Source organism: Corallococcus exiguus (assembly GCF_009909105.1).
Lineage (GTDB): Bacteria > Myxococcota > Myxococcia > Myxococcales > Myxococcaceae > Corallococcus > Corallococcus exiguus.
The window spans coordinates 426,291-442,605 of the sequence record NZ_JAAAPK010000002.1 but is presented as its reverse complement, the minus strand read 5'-3'; the positions used below and the strand labels follow the sequence as shown (position 1 = coordinate 442,605).

Annotated in this window: 15 protein-coding genes; all 15 read right to left on the bottom strand. The window is 70.9% G+C overall.

Annotated features, from left to right (window positions below; all coding sequences use genetic code 11):
* Window positions 1-4: 4 nt before the first annotated feature.
* Window positions 5-394 (bottom strand): response regulator, encoded by a 390-nt coding sequence (locus tag GTZ93_RS08320; protein ID WP_014397650.1) that lies wholly within the window; start codon window positions 392-394, stop codon window positions 5-7.
* A gap of 27 nt (window positions 395-421) precedes the next feature.
* Window positions 422-760 carry an exodeoxyribonuclease VII small subunit gene (gene xseB / locus GTZ93_RS08315; protein ID WP_121781679.1) on the bottom strand — a complete coding sequence of 113 codons (339 nt, stop codon included), beginning with the start codon at window positions 758-760 and terminating at the stop codon, window positions 422-424.
* Between the two features lie 41 nt (window positions 761-801).
* On the bottom strand, window positions 802-2,532 hold the full coding sequence (gene xseA, locus GTZ93_RS08310) for an exodeoxyribonuclease VII large subunit (RefSeq protein ID WP_139918458.1): 1,731 nt from the start codon (window positions 2,530-2,532) through the stop codon (window positions 802-804).
* A complete protein-coding gene (locus GTZ93_RS08305) occupies window positions 2,529-4,268 on the bottom strand; it encodes an FHA domain-containing protein (protein WP_167547947.1) in 1,740 nt (579 codons plus the stop codon). The genes xseA and GTZ93_RS08305 overlap by 4 nt, the downstream gene beginning before the upstream one ends.
* A gap of 36 nt (window positions 4,269-4,304) precedes the next feature.
* On the bottom strand, window positions 4,305-7,430 hold the full coding sequence (locus GTZ93_RS42665) for an FHA domain-containing protein (protein ID WP_390624857.1): 3,126 nt from the start codon (window positions 7,428-7,430) through the stop codon (window positions 4,305-4,307).
* A 73-nt stretch (window positions 7,431-7,503) separates the two neighbouring features.
* On the bottom strand, window positions 7,504-8,394 hold the full coding sequence (locus tag GTZ93_RS08295; protein WP_120580962.1) for a type II secretion system F family protein: 891 nt from the start codon (window positions 8,392-8,394) through the stop codon (window positions 7,504-7,506).
* Between the two features lie 13 nt (window positions 8,395-8,407).
* Window positions 8,408-9,253, bottom strand: coding sequence for a type II secretion system F family protein (locus GTZ93_RS08290; protein ID WP_120580963.1), 846 nt, complete (start codon window positions 9,251-9,253; stop codon window positions 8,408-8,410).
* Window positions 9,254-9,331: 78 nt separating this feature from the next.
* Window positions 9,332-10,150, bottom strand: coding sequence for a Flp pilus assembly protein CpaB (cpaB, locus tag GTZ93_RS08285; RefSeq protein ID WP_120565598.1), 819 nt, complete (start codon window positions 10,148-10,150; stop codon window positions 9,332-9,334).
* A 232-nt stretch (window positions 10,151-10,382) separates the two neighbouring features.
* The gene (locus tag GTZ93_RS08280) at window positions 10,383-10,643 is read right to left on the bottom strand and encodes a hypothetical protein (RefSeq protein ID WP_120580964.1); all 261 of its coding nucleotides are present in this window, start codon (window positions 10,641-10,643) and stop codon (window positions 10,383-10,385) included.
* A gap of 60 nt (window positions 10,644-10,703) precedes the next feature.
* Window positions 10,704-12,134, bottom strand: a complete 1,431-nt coding sequence (locus GTZ93_RS08275) for a zf-HC2 domain-containing protein (protein ID WP_139918460.1) — start codon at window positions 12,132-12,134, stop codon at window positions 10,704-10,706.
* On the bottom strand, window positions 12,131-12,778 hold the full coding sequence (locus GTZ93_RS08270) for an RNA polymerase sigma factor (protein WP_120565707.1): 648 nt from the start codon (window positions 12,776-12,778) through the stop codon (window positions 12,131-12,133). Before GTZ93_RS08270 ends, GTZ93_RS08275 begins: the two co-directional genes overlap by 4 nt.
* Window positions 12,779-12,842: 64 nt before the next feature.
* Window positions 12,843-13,250: a DUF2085 domain-containing protein gene (locus GTZ93_RS08265; RefSeq protein WP_120599419.1), complete on the bottom strand. Its 408-nt coding sequence runs from the start codon at window positions 13,248-13,250 to the stop codon at window positions 12,843-12,845.
* Window positions 13,219-14,274 (bottom strand): ABC transporter ATP-binding protein, encoded by a 1,056-nt coding sequence (locus tag GTZ93_RS08260; RefSeq protein WP_139918462.1) that lies wholly within the window; start codon window positions 14,272-14,274, stop codon window positions 13,219-13,221. Before GTZ93_RS08260 ends, GTZ93_RS08265 begins: the two co-directional genes overlap by 32 nt.
* Window positions 14,271-15,302 (bottom strand): ABC transporter ATP-binding protein, encoded by a 1,032-nt coding sequence (locus GTZ93_RS08255; RefSeq protein ID WP_139918464.1) that lies wholly within the window; start codon window positions 15,300-15,302, stop codon window positions 14,271-14,273. Before GTZ93_RS08255 ends, GTZ93_RS08260 begins: the two co-directional genes overlap by 4 nt.
* The gene (locus GTZ93_RS08250) at window positions 15,299-16,309 is read right to left on the bottom strand and encodes a GspE/PulE/PilB domain-containing protein (protein WP_161662724.1); all 1,011 of its coding nucleotides are present in this window, start codon (window positions 16,307-16,309) and stop codon (window positions 15,299-15,301) included. Before GTZ93_RS08250 ends, GTZ93_RS08255 begins: the two co-directional genes overlap by 4 nt.
* Window positions 16,310-16,315 lie beyond the last annotated feature (6 nt).

Genomic DNA, 16,315 nt, shown 5'->3' with positions numbered 1-16,315 from the left:
GGCGTCAGGGCTCCTTCGCCACGTCGGCGGGGATGAGTTCGCGGATGCGCTTGACGAGCGCGTCCAGCTCCAGCGGCTTCACGAAGTAGTCGGCCGCGCCGACCTCCATGCCTCGCCGCTTGTCCTCCGGGTCTCCCCGCCCGCTGATGAAGATGATGGGGATGTCCCGGAACTGCTTGTTCTGCTTCACGGCCTGACACAGCTCGAAGCCGTTGATCCAGGACATGTTCACGTCCAGGAGGATGGCGTGCGGCCGGTGCAGTTCCAGCGACGCGACGAGCCGCAGGCCATTGGCCGCGGACATGACCTCGAACCCCTCGGCCCCCAGGGCCTCGGCGAGCAGCTCGCGCGTGTCGCGGTCGTCATCGACAATCGTAATCTTCGGCTTCGACATGCCCGGCCTCCACCCTTCCCCTGATACCTAGAACGGGACATCGTCCTCCGGTGGCGGACGCGCCTGCGCGGTCGTCCGGGGGGCAGCCTGCGGAGCGGGCCGGGCCGCCACCGCCAGCGGCGCCGCCACGTCCTGGCCGTCCTCGTCCACCAGCAGCTGTTCGATTCGCTGCTCGGCCTCCGTGAGCAGCTTCTCACCCCGGCGGACGAGGCGGATGCCCTCCTCGAACGCCTTGAGCGACTCTTCCAACGACAGGTCGCCGCTTTCCAGCCGCGCCACCGTGTCTTCCAGGCGCGACACCACGTCTCCGTACTGCTCCGGAGCGGGCTCCACCTTGGGGTTCTTGTCCGACTTCGCCACGGCCATCCACCTCCCCGAGCGGGGCGCGGAATGTAGAGGGTGGCCCGCTAGCAGTCCACCGGGCCTTTCAGGCTGGTAACGGTGGCTTCGATTTCTTCACACCCGCCCAGGGTTTTCGCCCCGTGGGCCGCCAGCTTGATGCCCAGCACGTCCCCCACCACCACGTCCGCCGTGGAGCGCACCACGACGCCGTCCCGCTGGCGGAACGTCACCGCGTAGCCGCGAGACATCACCTTCAGGGGGCTCAGGGCGTCCAGGCGGCCCCCCAACCGTCCGAAGTGCGTCTGCGCGGACGCCAGCATGCCCCGCTGCAGCTCCAGAAGCCGCGAGCGCGTCTGGGCCACCTTCGCCCGCTCGGCCGCCACCCGCGCCGTGGGGGATTGCCGCTCCAGCCCCAGCCGCGCGTCCGCCAGCGCGCCCCGCCGGCGGGTGACGCCCGCGCGTGCCGCCTCCGACAGGCGCATGGCCAGCTTGAGCAGGTGGGCCCGCTGTTCCGACAGCCGCGTCTGGGGCCGCGCCCGCTGCAGCCGCTCCTGCAGGGCGCGCAAGGTCTCCCGGTGCGCGCGCGCGCGAGGGCGCAGCACGCGCATCATCGCCTCCACCTGTTCGGACAGGTGCAGGCGCTGATGGTTCACCTCGCGGCGAGGATCCGGCAGCCGCGCGCGAAGCTGGCCCTGGCTCTGACGCAGTTCCAGCACCCGGCGCTCCATGGCCCGGCGCAGGCGGCCGGACTGCGTGGCCAGCGTCAGCTCCAGGTCCGCGAGCACCGGCGCCAGCCGCTCCGCCGCCGCGCTGGGCGTGGGCGCGCGCAGGTCCGCGACGAAGTCCGAAATGGTGAAGTCGATTTCGTGGCCGATGGCGGACACCACCGGCACCGGCGAGGCGAAGATGGCGCGCGCCACCCGCTCCTCGTTGAACGTCCAGAGGTCCTCCACGGAGCCTCCGCCGCGCGTCACGACGATGACGTCCACGTCGGTGCGCGAAAGCCGCTCGATGGCCCGCGCCACGTCCTCCGCGGCGCCCTCGCCCTGCACGCGCGCGTCCGCCAGCAGCACGCCCAGCCGGGGGTTGCGCGAGTGCAGCACGCGCAGGAAGTCCTGGAGCGCCGCGCCGGTGCGGCTGGTGACGACGCCGATGCGCCGGGGCAGAAACGGCACGGGCCGGGGCGGCCTCACGCGCCGGTCGCCGATGAGCCCCTCCGCCGCCAGCCGCTGCTTGAGCTGCTCGAACGCGAGCGCCAGCGCGCCCTCGCCCACCGGCTCCAGCCGGGACACGATGAGGCTGTAGCGGCCCTGCGGCTCGTACAGGTCCACGCTGCCCTCGGCCACCACCTCCATGCCGTCGCGCAACGCGAAGCGGATCCGCCCCGCCATGGACGCCCACACCTTCGCGTCGATGGAGGCGTCCGCGTCCTTGAGCGTGAAGTACCAGTGGCCGCGCGCGTTGGCGCCCCGGAAGCTGGACACCTCACCGCGCACCATCACGCGCGGGAAGCGCGTCTCCACCGTCTGCTTGATCTGCCGGGTGAGCTCGCCCACCGACAACACCGTGCGCTCCGGGCGCGGCGGCGGGGTGACGGCGGCAGGGGGCGTCGCGGCGATTTCGGCCACCGGCGCGGTCGAATGAGCCAGGGGAGCCGGGGGGGCCGGAGGCGTCTTGCCTCCGCTGGCGGCCTTCGCGGGCGCGGGACGCAAGGGGGGTAGCAGCGACGTGCCGAACAGGTCGCCCTGCCCCGGCTCTTCGGCCGGGGGCGGCTCCAGCCCCTTGCGCTTCTTCATCGCGACAGCTTCTCGACCCAGCCCTGGGCCTTGCCGTGCAGCTCGTCGTCGGGCGGCGTCATCGCGACGACGTCGCGGAACTTGGGCAGCGCGTCCTCCGGGCTGGAGTCCTTGATGGAGTAGGCCTGCATGTACAGGTCCTTCGCCTTGCCCTTGAGGTCGTTGACGATGTTGGCGGCGCCCGTGTGGCTGGGGTCCGCCTGGAGGGCACGGCGAGCGAACTCCATGGCGCGCGACCACTGGCCGGCGGCCTTCGCGCCCGCGGCGCTCTTGTAATAGATGTTGCCCGCGCGGGTGCCCGCGTTGCGCGCCATCTTGCTCGTGCGCCCTTCGGTGATTTCCTTGTCCAGCGCGAGCAGGCGGGTGAGGCCCTTGGCGTCCAGGTCCTCCAGCTTCTTGTAGAGGTTGCCGAACTCCGTCATCTGCGCCATCAGCTGCTTGCACTGGGACGTCTTGGCCGAGCACGCGTTGAGGATGGCCACCGCCCCGGTGATGTCCGCGTCGCGGAAGCGGTCCACCGCGGGCTCCCACGGCTTGGGCGTCGCGGCCACGCGCACGGGGTCCGGACGCGTCAGGTCCGCGATGACGCGCACGGCGTCGTCATTGACCAGCTTGCCGTCGCGGTGCTCGGGGAAGGTCGCGAGCACGTCGTCGGTGATGGCCTTGGCCTTCTGCACGTTCTCCAGCGCGCGGGTGTCCAGGAGCCCCTTGGCCTCCTTCGTGCGCTTGTCGGCCGCGTCCGTCAGGTTCTTGCGTGCCGTCTTCAGCTGCTCGTACTGCTGGGTGTCGCTGGTCACCTTCTCGATGGACGCCTTCGCGCTGGCCAGCTCGCCCTTGTCCAGCGCCGCCTGGGCCGTGCCCAGGTGCTTCTGGTTGGGAATCTCCCGCTCCGCGGCCTTCAGGTAGTCCTCGACGCCGGGATAGTCCGACGCCCGCGTGTGGAGCTCCTCCAGCTTCGCCTTGGCCTGCTCCCACTGGCCCTCGCGCACCAGGTTCTTGGCCTCCTGGAAGAGGCCGCCCAGCTGCGCGCGGTATTCGCGCTGCTCCGCCTCGATGCGGCCCTGCTCCTCCGCCTGTTGCCGCATGCGCGAGCGCGCGACACCCAGGCCCGCGAAGAGCAGCACCAGCACGGCGACGCCCGCGAGCTTCATCCGCATGCGCTTGCGCTGCGCTTCCGGCGTGAGCTCCGCGGCGGCGGCGGCGCGCGACGTCTGCGGGCGCGCGCGGCCCTCCCGGGCGGGACGCGTGGGCACGGCCGTGGGACCGCGGCCCGCCGCCGTGGACGGACGGGGCCGGGAGCCGGTGGGGGCCTGCACCTTCGCGGTGCTGTTGGCGGTGTCCTCGTAGCGCAGCTCCGAGTCGCCCAGCGTGATGACATCGCCGTTGGCGAGGAGCGTCTCCTCGGCGATGGGCTCGCCGTTGAGGATGGTTCCGTTGCCGGAGCCCATGTCACTGACCATCCAGCCCGAGGACTCCTTGCGCAGCGTCACGTGCTTGCGGGAGACGGACGTGTCCTGGATGCAGATGGGGTTGTCGGCGGAGCGGCCGACCGTGTACTCGAGCTCGGAGAGCGCGAACTCCTCACCCTCCATGGGGCCGGCGACGACGACGAGCTTCGCGGGGCGGGCCGCGGCGGCACCGGAGGTCGACCGGCGGACCGGCGCGCGCGAACCGCTCCCGGAGGAGGGCGTACCGGACGTAGGCCGTCGGCGGGCGGGGGGAGGTGCGTTCGACATGGCGGTCACCGCGTCCTGCTGAGGGGGGCACGGGCCCTAAAGCTCGTGCTCATAGGCTTTTTCCAGCGCGAGATTGTGGCAGCGATGCTCGGCCGTAGGGAAGCGTCTCCGTACGTCTTCCAGGGTCGCGACCGCATCCCGTCGGCTGCGGAACTGAACCGCCCGCTGGAACTGCATCATCAGCTGGCTGCAGCGGTGGTCCAGCTCCATTGAAATCTGGGCGATCCGCTCCCGGACGTCCTCGTAGAGCTCCGGCTTGTCGTCCAGCGCTTCCAGGGTGATCCACGCGGCGCGGTATTCCCGCCACGCCTTGAACAGGTTCTCCGCGCCCACATCCTTGAGCTCGTAGAAGCGGGCCCCCGCCGTCGCGGCCTCCCGGGCGGAGGCGACCAGCTGATCCGGCGGCGCCTCCGGCACCGGGATGATCTCCAGCCGCAGGTTCCAGATGCGCCACGGGTCGCGGCCGGGCGGGTTGAGGGCGTTGTCGAAGAGGAGCTGGTTGTTGGCGTTGCGCCGCAGGAGGCTGGGCGGGAGGATCTGCTCCAGCTCACGCTCGGCCGTCTGCGCAGTGTCCGGGGGCACCCAGCCCAGGGACACGCCGTTGAGGGACAGGTTGACCTCGTCCCGGGCGATGCTGCTGGCCTGGTAGTGCAGCACCGCCACGGCGCGCGTGGGGGACACGAAGCGGAAGTCGAAGAGCTTGTCGTCCGCGTGGACCCAGCGCACGCCGTCGCCCAGGCCGAAGGAGTCCGTCACCGGCTCCATGCCCAGCTTGAAGGGTTCGCTGCCCGGGAGCCGGATGGCCGTGGGGACCGCGAGCGCCACGAGCAGCGTCACCACGCACAGCACGGCCACGCCCGCCAGCGACGCGAAGGCGATCCGCTTGGGCAGCGACTGGCGCTTCCAGAAGAGGATGAACCGGCCCTGGAGTGACTTGCCCAGCTGACGCCGTTGACGGGCCTTGTCGGCGGCGGACGAGGGCTCGACCTTCGCGACGACCGTCACCGGGCCGTTGGACACGGGCTGGACGAAGGAGTCCTCCAGGTCGGCCGGCACGGGCTGGGTGGCGTCCCCCTCCACGTCCGAGGAGGGCACGGGGGCCAGTGGGAACTCGCCCGGCAGCGGGCCGGGGTCCAGGGTCGGGGCAGGCGCGGCCCGGTCCCGGCCGACGAACGTCACCGGCTCCGGCGAAGGCGGCGGGACGGGAGGGCTCCAGGCCGGAGGAGGCGCCACGGGGCCAGGCGCGAGCTGGCCCGTGAAGGTCCCCGAAGCCCGGGTCTCCTCGGGGGTCGCGAAGAGGTCATCGTCCTGGCCGACGAAGGTCGAGGGCTCGCTGGAGTCGGGCGCGGGGACGGGAGCGCTCGCGACGCGCACCGGAGGGGCCACGAGCGGACTGACCGGAGTGATGGGCCGGAGGTCGAGAACGGTCCGCTCCTCGGGCTCCTCCATCATCGGCGGAGGCAGCGCGGGCGAGGCCTCCTGTGGCGGCGCCGCGGCTTCTACGGGCGGCGCTTCCAGGGTCGCCGGAATCGCCATCAACGTTCGCTCCTCGGGCTCGTCCAGCTCCGGGAGCGACAGCACGGGGGACGGCACCGCAGCGGGCACGAGCGAGTCCACCGTGGAGATCGCCATCAGCGTGCGCTCCTCGGGCTCGTCCAGCTCCGGGAGCGGCAGCACGGGAGGCAGCGCCACGGAGGGTGCGTCCGCCGTGGGAATCGCCATCAGCGTGCGCTCCTCGGGTTCATCCGGCACCACGGGGGCCAGGTCCACGGGAGGCGGTACGACGGAAGGCCGAGCCGGAGGCGGCGGAGCCATGAGCCCCGGCGGCGACATCAACGGCAGGCCGGGCGCGGAAGCCGCGGCGTCCCGGGACACCGGAGCAGCGGACGCGCGCGCGGCGCCAAGCCCCAGCGAGGGACGGTTCAGCGCGGGCGCACCGACACCAGGAAGGTTCGCGACGCCGTTCCGCTTGGCGGGAGCCGCGGGCTCGACAGGAGCTGAAGCGGCGACCCTCCCCGGCGCGGAGGTCGCCGTCGAGACAGGAGTTCCAGCCGCGGGAAGTTCGCTCGCGGTGGGGGGCGAGGGGGCCGGGGCAGCCTCCAGCGCGGATGACCGGCCCGGTCCCGAGGCACCGACCGCTGACAGTCCCGGCCCGGAGGCTCGGACGGAGGCGGAAGGTCCCGGAGCCTTGTTCGCGGCCGGAGCGCTCAGCGCCGGGGGGCCAGCGGGAGTTTTGGCCGGCGCACCCGCGCCCGAAGCGGCAGGCCCCAACACCGGGGGCCCTGACGGAGTCCTGGCGGGCGCGGTCGCTCCCGGCGCCGAAGGACCCAACACAGGAGGCGCGGCGGGAACCTTGCCCGAAGCAGCCGACGCGGAGGCACCCAGCACAGGCGGGCCCGAAGGAGGCCTGGGCGGAGTCGCCACACCCGGCGAGGAAGCCCCCAGCACGGGAACTCCCGGTGCAGGCCGGGCCGGCGCAGCGGATGCCGGCGCGGAAGCCCCCAGGACGGGAGCTCCCGATGCAGCCCGGACAGGCGCAGCGGATGCCGGCGAGGAAGCTCCCAGCACAGGAGGCCCGGCGGGAGGCTTGGGAGGAGTCGCCGCACCCGGCACGGAAGCGCTGAGCACAGGCCCCGGTGGAGGCCGGACCGGCGCGGGGGCACTGACCGCCGGCAGATCCGGAGCGGAGGGCCGCTTCGGTGTGGCGGCCGGCACCGGCATCGCAGGGGTGGCCCCACCCTTCACCACGGGCACCGCCATTCCCGGGCGCGGCGGGGATGCAGGCCGGGCCATGGCCGGCATCGACTGCTGGTAGCTCGTGGGCGCCGCTTCGATTTCCGCGAGCGAGGCCTGCCCCATGCCCTGCGGCGACACGTTCGCGTGGGGCGGCGCGAGCATCCGCCGGATGGGCCGGGTGACGTCGTCGTCATCCTCCGGCGGCATCCACACGAAGGTGAACTCCACCGGGCCCACGGTGATGCGGTCGCCGTCGCGCAGCTGCTTCTCACCGGCCAGGGGCTGGCCGTTCAGCTGCGTGCCGTTCGCGCTGCCAACGTCCGCGGCGAAGTAGCGCCCATCCTTCGCCGTGATGCGGGCATGACGCCGGGAGACACCGTGGTCATGCAGCACCAGGTCGTTCTCCGAGGTCCGGCCGATCTTCACTTCGGCCTGCTCGAAGGCGAGCTCCCGTCCGACCTGGAGCCCCTGGGTGATGGTGAGCAGGATGGGCAGAGGACTAGCCCCCGACGTTGCCGAACATGAACTGGAACACGATGGGCCCGAAGAGCACCATGAACACCGTCGGGAAGATGCAGGCGATGAGCGGGAAGAGCATCTTCACCGGCGCCTCGCCCGCCAGCTTCTCGGCGCGCTGCGTGCGGTCGATGCGCATCTGCGTGGACTGGATGCGCAGCACCTTGCCCAGGCTCGTACCCATCTTGTCCGCCTGGATCAGCGCCGTGACGAACGTCGTCAGCGACGGCAGGTCCACGCGCACGATCATGCTCTTGAGCCCCTCTTCACGCGTCTTGCCCATCTTGAGCTGCTTGAGCACCAGCTGCAGCTCTTCGCGCAGCGGACCCTGGCGGCCCTTCTCCACCACCTTCGCCAGCGCGCCCGTGAAGTCCATGCCCGCTTCCACCGACAGCGTCAGCAGGTCCAGGTTGTACGGAAGCGCGCGGCTGATGGCCAGGTGACGGCGCTTCACCTGATCGTTCAACCAGATGAGCGGATAGAACAGGCCCAGCAGCATCACCAGCAGCGACCAGGCCAGGTTCATGCCCATGCCGTTGACGACGAACAGGCCGGCCAGGAGCGCGAAGAAGGCGCTGATCTCCTGCAGCGCCATGATGTCCTCGGGCTTGTACTGCGACGGCTCGCCCGCCTTGATCAGCTTGCGGCGCGTCTTGGACTCGTAGCCCGGCCACATGAAGCGCCGGTTCATCGAGCCCAGCTTGCGGACGGCGACGGAGCCCGCGCCCTTCATGCCGCCCGCGGACTCGTCGCGGACTTCCGTGAGGAAGCGCTCCAGGAGGTTGGAGTACAGGCCGATGCCCAGGAACGCCACCGCGCCCGCGGTCAGCAGTGCCGAGCCGCCCATCAGCAGAAATGTCAGGACTTCCTGCACGGTGCGCCTCGTTTCAGATGTCGATGTTGACGATGCGCCGGATGATGAGGATGCCCATGATCTCCATGATGGCGATGATGGTCACCAGGATGTAGCCGAAGATGTGGTTCATCATCGGCTCCATCAGGTCCGGACGCATGTAGTTGAGAACCATGCCCAGCACCGCCGGCATGGCCGCGACGATCCACCCTTGAAGCTTGCCCTGGGAGGTCAGCGCGTCGATCTTGCCTTCCAGACGGAAGCGCTCGCGGATCACCGTGGAGATGGTCTCGAACATCTCCGCCATGTTGCCGCCCAGCTGGCGCGCGATGTTGGTGGACACCACCACCAGCTCCAGGTCGTCGCTGCCCACGCGCTTGCCCATGTTGACGAGCGCTTCTTCCAGCGGCACGCCCAGCTTCACTTCCTTCACGAAGAGGCCGAACTCCTGGGACAGGGGCGGCATCGCTTCGCGCGCCACGTGCTCGATGGCCTGGGGGAACGTGAGGCCCGCCTTGAACGCGTTGGCCATGGCCTGCAGCGCATCCACCAGCTGCACGTTGAACTTCTTGATGCGGCGCTTGCGGTAGTGCTTCACGAGCAGCATCGGCAGGAAGAAGCCGAAGATGGTCGCGAGCACCGCGAGGATGGGGTTGAAGACGATGTAGCTGAGGATGCCCAGGAGGCACATGCAGGCGATGTTGAGGATCAACATCTGCCGCGCGTCGATGAAGAGGAACATGTCGCTCAAGTCGTTCATCGACTTGGCGACGTACCGCTCCTGGTACTGCTCATACGCCTTCGACAGGACGCTGAAGATCACCAGGCTGAAGAAGAACACCGAGCCGGTGACGAGAAGGAGGACGATACCTGCGAGCATGGGCGCGAATCCCCGGGGGATGAGGGAGGGGTCGGCAGGGCCGCTTCAGCCGTGAGCGAAGCGGCCCCGCGCGCAGGACTACGGAGAGCCGGCCGAGGCCTTCTCGCCGCCGCCACTGCCCTTGATGATCTGGATGATCTCCCGGCGCTTCTGCTCCAGCACACGGGTGCGTTCACCGGAGAGCAGCGTGCTGATGGTCGCGCGGCCACGCTCCTCGATGAGGTCCACGTCGTCCTCGTTGCGCAGGGACAACGTCAGCTGGCCCAGTTCCGCCGCCAGCACCAGGATCTCCGCCTCTTCTGGCAGCACCATCAGCGAGACGTTGGAGTACTCGCGCTGGTTCTCCGGGATGAGGTTGATGTTCGTGGTGCCGGTGATCTTACCCGTGGCGACCACGATGATGTTCTGCAGCAGCGTCACCGCGACGCTCTCGTCCGTCTGCGGATCGCGGAACGTGCCGATGATGTCCACGTGGTCGTTCGGGCGAATCCACCCGCCCACGGACGTGGTCTGCTTCGCCTCGATGGTGATGGCGCGCGCCTTCTTCTGCACCTTCGTGGACAGGCGCTCGGCGGCCTTCGTCGTCTCGAACTGGCTCCAGAGGATGGGGTCGCCGGCCTGCAGCGCCACCAGCACCTTCTGGTTCACGATGTAGTTGGCGGAGTCCGGCTTCACCACCGACGAGGTGACGAACTGCTCCGGCACCGAGCGCTGGGAGATCATCTCGTACGTGATGACCGAGCCCTCGGGCATGTCCTGGCCCGCCACCACCACGGGAACCAGGTTCCACCCGCGGCGCACATCGGATTCCTTCTTCTTGATGGCCGAGTAGGCCACGATGCCCGCGAGCAAACCGAGCACCAGTGCGACGACGAGTGGGGTCTTACCCTTCAACATGGTTCAAAGTCCTCCAGAACGGTGGGGCGCCGTCGTGGCGGCAGGACTGCTTTGGACGAGGGGGCGATGCCAGGGCGCGAACGAGGCAAGATGTTAGCCATGCCCCAGAGCAGGTGTCAAAACCACCTCTCGTGACAAAGCGGAATCCCGGGACGCCCGGAGCTCGCGGAGCCTGTCCGCCCAGGGGGGAGGACGGCTCGACGCAGTGAGTTGATCCGCGGCCTTCCGTCCCTCAGGGGAACGGCAGGTTCAGCACGAAGTAAAACGAGTCGTAGTAGATCTGGTACGCCTCGAGGAACAGGTCGATGACGTTGGTCTGCCGGTCGTCCGTCCAGCGGATCTTCACCGTGGCGCCAACGACGAGCCCGACGATCAACACCCAGTTGATCATCGAGTACTCCACCATGGCCTGGCCACGGCGGGCCCGGCGCGGGGAGCGCGGCGGCGACTTCCGGGGGCTGTTCACGGGGGGAGCGTGCACGTCCGACGTCATGCTCCCATTATCCAGGACCCAGGCCCCGGAAGCATCGGTCATGTGGACTGCCGCCCTCCCCTACTGCGCGGGCTGGGAAGGGGCGGCCCTGGCCGGATCAGACTCCGGAGCCGTGGCGGGCGAGGCCTGACGCAGGCGGCGCTGGGCCAACTGCGCCGCGCTGGAGCCGGGGGCCTCGGTGACGATCTGCCCGCAGACGGCGGCGGCCTCCTGGGTCCGGCCCTGGACGGACTCCGACTCGCAGAGCCGTGAGAGCAGGGCCAGCCGCTCGCTGCCGCTGGCTCCAGCCGCGAGCGCGGCGCGCAGCAGCTGGGCCTCCCGGGCGCGGTCACCCTGGTTCGCCGCGGCCTGGGCCTGGGCGGACAGGTCGCGCGCCGTCATCGCTTCCTTGGCGGCGGACTTCTCCGCGGAGGCAGGCTTCGCGGCCTGGGCCTGGGCGGACTCCCGCTTGGGCGTGGACGGAGGCGTCGCACCGCCGATGGAGCCCACGGCGGCGGGGGCCATGGGCACGGCCTGGACCACGGGCGCGGAGGCCACGGCAGGAGGCGGCGGAGCCGCGCCCGCGGCCACTCCCTGGTCGTCATCCGTCCTGAGCCCACGGCCATAGGCCGCTTCACCCAGCCGCAGGGAGTCGCCCTTCGCGCCCATGGCCTTGTCGCTGAGCTTTCCCGAGGAGCGCCGCGCCGCGGGCTCATCCTTCGCGAGGGAGCCGTCGTTGGCCTGCTCTTCCTTCGGAGGCGCCTCCTGCTCGGCCACCCCGGCCGTCGCCTGCGAGAGCGCGGCGAACTCGTCGTCCGCGTCCCGGACGGCCTTGGACATCTTCTTCTTGGGAGCCTCGGGTTCCGCGCGGCGCTCCAGCAGCGCGCCACCACTGCCCGAGTTCATCCAGTCGGACGGACGGGCCGCGGCGGTGCCCTTGCGCTGCACCTTGGCCTCCACCTGGTTCTTCATCACGTCCGGCGCGGGCGCGGCCGCCAGTTCGTCCGAGGCACCCTCGGGCACGTCCACTTCGAGGGTCGCGCTCGAAGGAGCGGGGGCCAGGGCGCTCGGGGCGCGCTTCTCCCGCGGCGGCGACTCCTGCTTCGCCGCGGCCATCGTCGGGCTGGGAGCCCGCTGCGACAGGTTCGGCGCCAGGTCCAGGTTCTCGCTCACCGTCAACGTCAGGAGGCCGAAGGTGCCCACCGTGGCCAGGCCCACCGCGGGCAGCAGGAAGCGGCGCCAGCGCGAGGGCTTCGGCTCGGGGCCCGCGGCGGCTCGGCGCGCGGACTGCTGCGCGTACGCGAGCAGCGACTCCAGGCCGGCGTCCGGCGCGGGCTCCGACGACAGCTGCGCCATGGTGGTGCGCACGCCGCGGATGTCCGCCAGCGCCTTCGTGCAGCGCGCACAGCCCTGGACGTGCTGCTCCAGCACATGGGCCTCCGACGCAGGCAGCTCGCCGTAGGCGAAGTCGAGGAGCCGGTCCTCGTGCGCGTGGGCATTCTGGGCACTCATCCCGCCACCGTCCTTCCATCCTCCGACAGGTCGCCGTCCACGCCCAGCTCACCCAGGCGGCGGCGCAGGCCCTCCAACGCGTAGCGCATGCGGCTCTTCACCGTGTTCTCGGACACGCCTGTCACCTCGGCGATCTCCTTGAACGGGATGCCGCTGTACTCGCGCAGCACGAACACCTCGCGCTGCTCCTCCGGCAGGGCGGACAGGGCCCGCTCCAGCAGGGGCCGGAGGCGGGCGTTGTGCGCGCCGCGCTCCGGGCTGGCCCCGGCGTCCGGCAGCCCCTCGCCCAACGGACGTCCCTCGTCGCCGTCGGCACCGGCCGAGGGGGCTTCCAGGGACGTCGTCTGGCGGTAGCTCTCTTTGCGCGTGCTGTCCACGCAGAGGTTCCTCGCGATGGTGTACAGCCAGGTCGTGAACCGGGCCTTGGGCTCGTATTCCCGGGCGCTACGGACCACCTTGAGCCAGGTCTCCTGCAGCACGTCCTCCGCTCGCGCCCGGTGCCCCACGAAGCGCAGGATGAAGTTGAACACCGGCGCGCGGTGCTTGCGCACCAACGCATCGAACGCACGCGCGTTTCCCGCCTGGAAGGCGAGCATCAGCTGCTCGTCTGAGGTTTCGGGTGCCAAACTTCCCCCAGTGCCCATGAAGCCACGGGTGCCATCCCCTTCACCGCCCAAGGCCTGTAACGGACAGCCGTGCGCGAAAGGTCTATTCCGGCCGTGGCCGCCGGTAAGTGGCGAGAATGACAGGGACCGCCACCCCTGTCACCAGAAGTGCCTGCGCAAGTAATACCGCCGGCAGTGGGCGCTGCACGTGCACGTACAGCGAGCGGCCGAGCCCCACTCCCAACAGGATGCCCGTCAGCGTGCGCACCGCGTTGGAACCCGAGGCGGGCCGGAAGCGTCCCACCGCCCAGTCCACGAGCGCGGGAAGCGTGAGCCCCAGCACCACCGGCACGTCCCACTCCCACTGGAGCGGCGCCTTCAGCGCGAACAGCGCGAGGAACACGCCCGCGAGCACCGGGTACGTGCCCAGGCACCGCGCGCACACGCGCACGCCCGCGAGCACGTACGTGCGGTTGTACTCATCCGGGTGATGATGGCTGAGCCAGAACACCGGCACCTCCTCCGGACGTGGAAACAGCGGGCCCTTCCTGCACGTTGCGCGAATCCCCTTCGGCCAGGAAGCACGCCGCGGCGTGGCCTCCACCCAGGGGATACAGTGGGGGTGACTCGCGCCGGCAGCGCTCCATCACATGCGGGCAGCGCGGATGGAACGCGCAGCCGGTCGGCGGCGACAGGGGCGAAGGCGGCTCTCCCGGCAGCAGCAGCCGCGTGGGGGGACGCTCCGGATCCGGCACGGGCACCGCGGACAGCAGCGCCTGCGTGTACGGATGGCGCGGTCCTGCGTACAGCGACCGGGACGGCGCCACCTCCACGATGCGGCCCAGGTACATCACCGCCACGCGCGTGGACACGTACTCAACAATCTTCAGGTCGTGCGCGATGAAGACGTAGGTGAGCCCGCGCTCGCGCTGCAGGTCCACCAGCAGGTTGACGATCTGCGCCTGGATGGAGACGTCCAGCGCGCTGATGGGCTCGTCCGCCACCACCAGCTCCGGACGCAACGCGATGGCACGTGCAATCCCAATGCGTTGACGCTGGCCGCCGGAGAACTCGTGCGGGTAGCGGTGCCGCGCCTCGCGGGGCAGCCCCATGGCGTCGAGCAGCGCCAGCACCTCGTCCTCGCGAGCCTTGCCCTTCACGAGCCCGTGGATGGCGAAGGGCTCCGCGAGGATGTCCCCCACCGTCATGCGCGGGTTGAGCGACGCGTACGGATCCTGGAAGACGAGCTGCATCTGGCGGCGCAGCGGTCGCAGTTCGCGCTGCGACAGGCCGGTCAGCTCACGCCCGGCCACGCGGATGGAGCCGGAGGTCGGGTCGATGAGGCGCAGCACCGCGCGCCCCAGGGTGCTCTTGCCGCAGCCGCTCTCCCCTACCAGGCCCAGCGTCTCGCCCCGGGCGACGTCGAAGGACACGCCGTCCACCGCGCGCACCGTGCCGCGCGTGCGGCCCAACAAGCCGCCCTTCACCGGGAAGTGCACCTTCAGGTCGCGCACCTGGACCAGCGGTTCGCTCATGGCGCGGGCACCGGGTGATGGCAGGCGGCGGACTGGCCTCCGCGCTTCGGCTCCAGCGCGGGCGTGACGCGGGCGCACAGCTCCGAGGCGCGGTCGCAGCGGTCCCGGAAAGCGCACCCGGACGGCAGCGCGGTGAGCGACGGCACCATGCCGGGAATGGCCTTCAGGCGCTGACGCCCGCCCTCGGCCGCCGCGCCCGCGTCGTGCAGCGACGGGATGGAGCGCAGCAGGCCCGCCGTGTACGGGTGCGCGGGCCGGGCGAACAGCTCGCGCACCGGGGCCTGCTCCACGATGCGGCCCGCGTACATCACCACCACCGCGTCGCAGCTTCCCGCCACCACGCCCAGGTCGTGGGTGATGAGCACCACCGCCATGTTCCGCTCGGCCTGCAGGCGCTTGAGCAGCTCCAGGATCTGGGCCTGGATGGTGACGTCCAGCGCCGTGGTGGGCTCGTCCGCGATGAGCAGCGCCGGGTCGCACGCGAGCGCCATGGCGATCATCACGCGCTGGCGCATGCCTCCGGAGAGCTGGTGCGGGTATGCGTCCACGCGCTCGCCGGGTGCTGGGATGCCCACCTGCCGGAGCATCTCCACCGCGCGCTCACGCGCCTGCGCCCGAGTGGCCCCCAGGTGCAGCCGGACGCCTTCGCCAATCTGCTCGCCCACCGTGAACACCGGGTTGAGCGACGTCATGGGCTCCTGGAAGACCATGGCCACGTGCCGGCCGCGCACGCGCCGCATCTCCTTCTCCGGCAGGGCCAGCAAATCATTGCCCCGGAAGCGCACCTCGCCGCCCACCACGCGGCCGGGCGGCTGCGGAACCAGCCGCATCACCGACAGCGCCGTCAGGCTCTTGCCGCAGCCGCTCTCCCCCACCACCCCCAGCGTGCCGCCGGGAGGAACGGAAAAGGACACGCCGTCCACCGCGCGCACCGTGCCGCGCGGGAGCGACAGCTGGGTGACGAGCCCCCGCACGTCCAGGAGCGGGGCACCGGCAGAGGCCCCGGGGGACGGCGCGACACCCGTCACTTCTGGGCCAGCTCCTCCAGGAACTCCGCCTCCTGGATGAGCCCCTTGCGGATGAGCAGGCGGATGAGGCTCGCGACCATGCGCGCGGGCTTCACCTTCTCCGTGTCCAGGCTGGCCTCTTCGCCGCGCGAGATGCGGTCGATGTCGTCCAGCACCGCCAGGTCCTCCTCGGAGAAGTCCGGCTTGGGCGTGAGCGCCACGGACGGCTTCACGCCCTGCGCGGCGCCGCCGAAGAGCACCACCGGCACGCGCGGCTTGCTCGGGTCCTCCGGCTCCGCGGGAGGCGGAGGAGGCGGCGGACGGGCAGCGGCGGGAGGAGGCGGCGGACGCGGGGCCTTGGGGACCTTGGGACGGGGCGTGGAGCCCAGGATGTCCTCCAGCACCTCCGCGCCGTCGGCGGACGCGTCGCCGTCGTGCGGCGGAGGCGGCGGCAGGTCCCAGTCCAGCGTCGGCGGCGCGGGCGGGCGCGGCGGCGGAGGCGGGCGCGCGGCCGAGGGAGGGGGCGGCGGCAGGATGTCCGGCGAATCGTCCTCGTCCATGTCCATCGGTTCAGCCTCCACGATGTCCAGGGGCTCGCCCCGGCCGCGCGCGAGCGCCTGCTCCAGATCGTCCGGCGCTACGACGAACACCTTGAGCGGCTTGCGCAACTGGAAGCGTAGCTCGTCCACGAGCATCAGGTTGCCCGGGTCTTCCACCGCGACGTGGATCTTCTCGCTGCGGCCGTCCTGCTCCGCAGCGAAGAGGAGCACCCGGTGCTCGGTCTGGAAGTCCATGGACACCAGCGAGGACACCGCATGCGGGATGTACTCGGGGATCTCCACGAACGGCAGCTCGTGCTGCGCCGCCAGCGCCCGCGCGATGTCCCGGCCCGTGCACAGGCCCATGGACACCAGCACCTCACCCAGCTTGCGGCCCTGGCCGCGCCGTCCGGACGCGAGGGCCTGCTTCACCTGCTCGTCCGTCACCACTCCGGCCTGGACGAGGAGTTCACCAATCTTCTTGCGCATGGCCGG

What these genes read in the sequence shown, in the direction of transcription:
- GTZ93_RS08305 (WP_167547947.1), bottom strand. Translation starts at nt 4,268, where the DNA reads ATGTCGAACGCACCTCCCCCCGCCCGCCGACGGCCTACGTCCGGTACG.
- GTZ93_RS08290 (WP_120580963.1), bottom strand. Translation starts at nt 9,253, where the DNA reads ATGCTCGCAGGTATCGTCCTCCTTCTCGTCACCGGCTCGGTGTTCTTC.
- GTZ93_RS08260 (WP_139918462.1), bottom strand. Translation starts at nt 14,274, where the DNA reads ATGAGCGAACCGCTGGTCCAGGTGCGCGACCTGAAGGTGCACTTCCCG.
- cpaB (WP_120565598.1), bottom strand. Translation starts at nt 10,150, where the DNA reads ATGTTGAAGGGTAAGACCCCACTCGTCGTCGCACTGGTGCTCGGTTTG.
- xseB (WP_121781679.1), bottom strand. Translation starts at nt 760, where the DNA reads ATGGCCGTGGCGAAGTCGGACAAGAACCCCAAGGTGGAGCCCGCTCCG.
- GTZ93_RS08275 (WP_139918460.1), bottom strand. Translation starts at nt 12,134, where the DNA reads ATGAGTGCCCAGAATGCCCACGCGCACGAGGACCGGCTCCTCGACTTC.
- GTZ93_RS08250 (WP_161662724.1), bottom strand. Translation starts at nt 16,309, where the DNA reads ATGCGCAAGAAGATTGGTGAACTCCTCGTCCAGGCCGGAGTGGTGACG.
- GTZ93_RS08280 (WP_120580964.1), bottom strand. Translation starts at nt 10,643, where the DNA reads ATGACGTCGGACGTGCACGCTCCCCCCGTGAACAGCCCCCGGAAGTCG.
- GTZ93_RS08320 (WP_014397650.1), bottom strand. Translation starts at nt 394, where the DNA reads ATGTCGAAGCCGAAGATTACGATTGTCGATGACGACCGCGACACGCGC.
- xseA (WP_139918458.1), bottom strand. Translation starts at nt 2,532, where the DNA reads ATGAAGAAGCGCAAGGGGCTGGAGCCGCCCCCGGCCGAAGAGCCGGGG.
- GTZ93_RS08270 (WP_120565707.1), bottom strand. Translation starts at nt 12,778, where the DNA reads ATGGGCACTGGGGGAAGTTTGGCACCCGAAACCTCAGACGAGCAGCTG.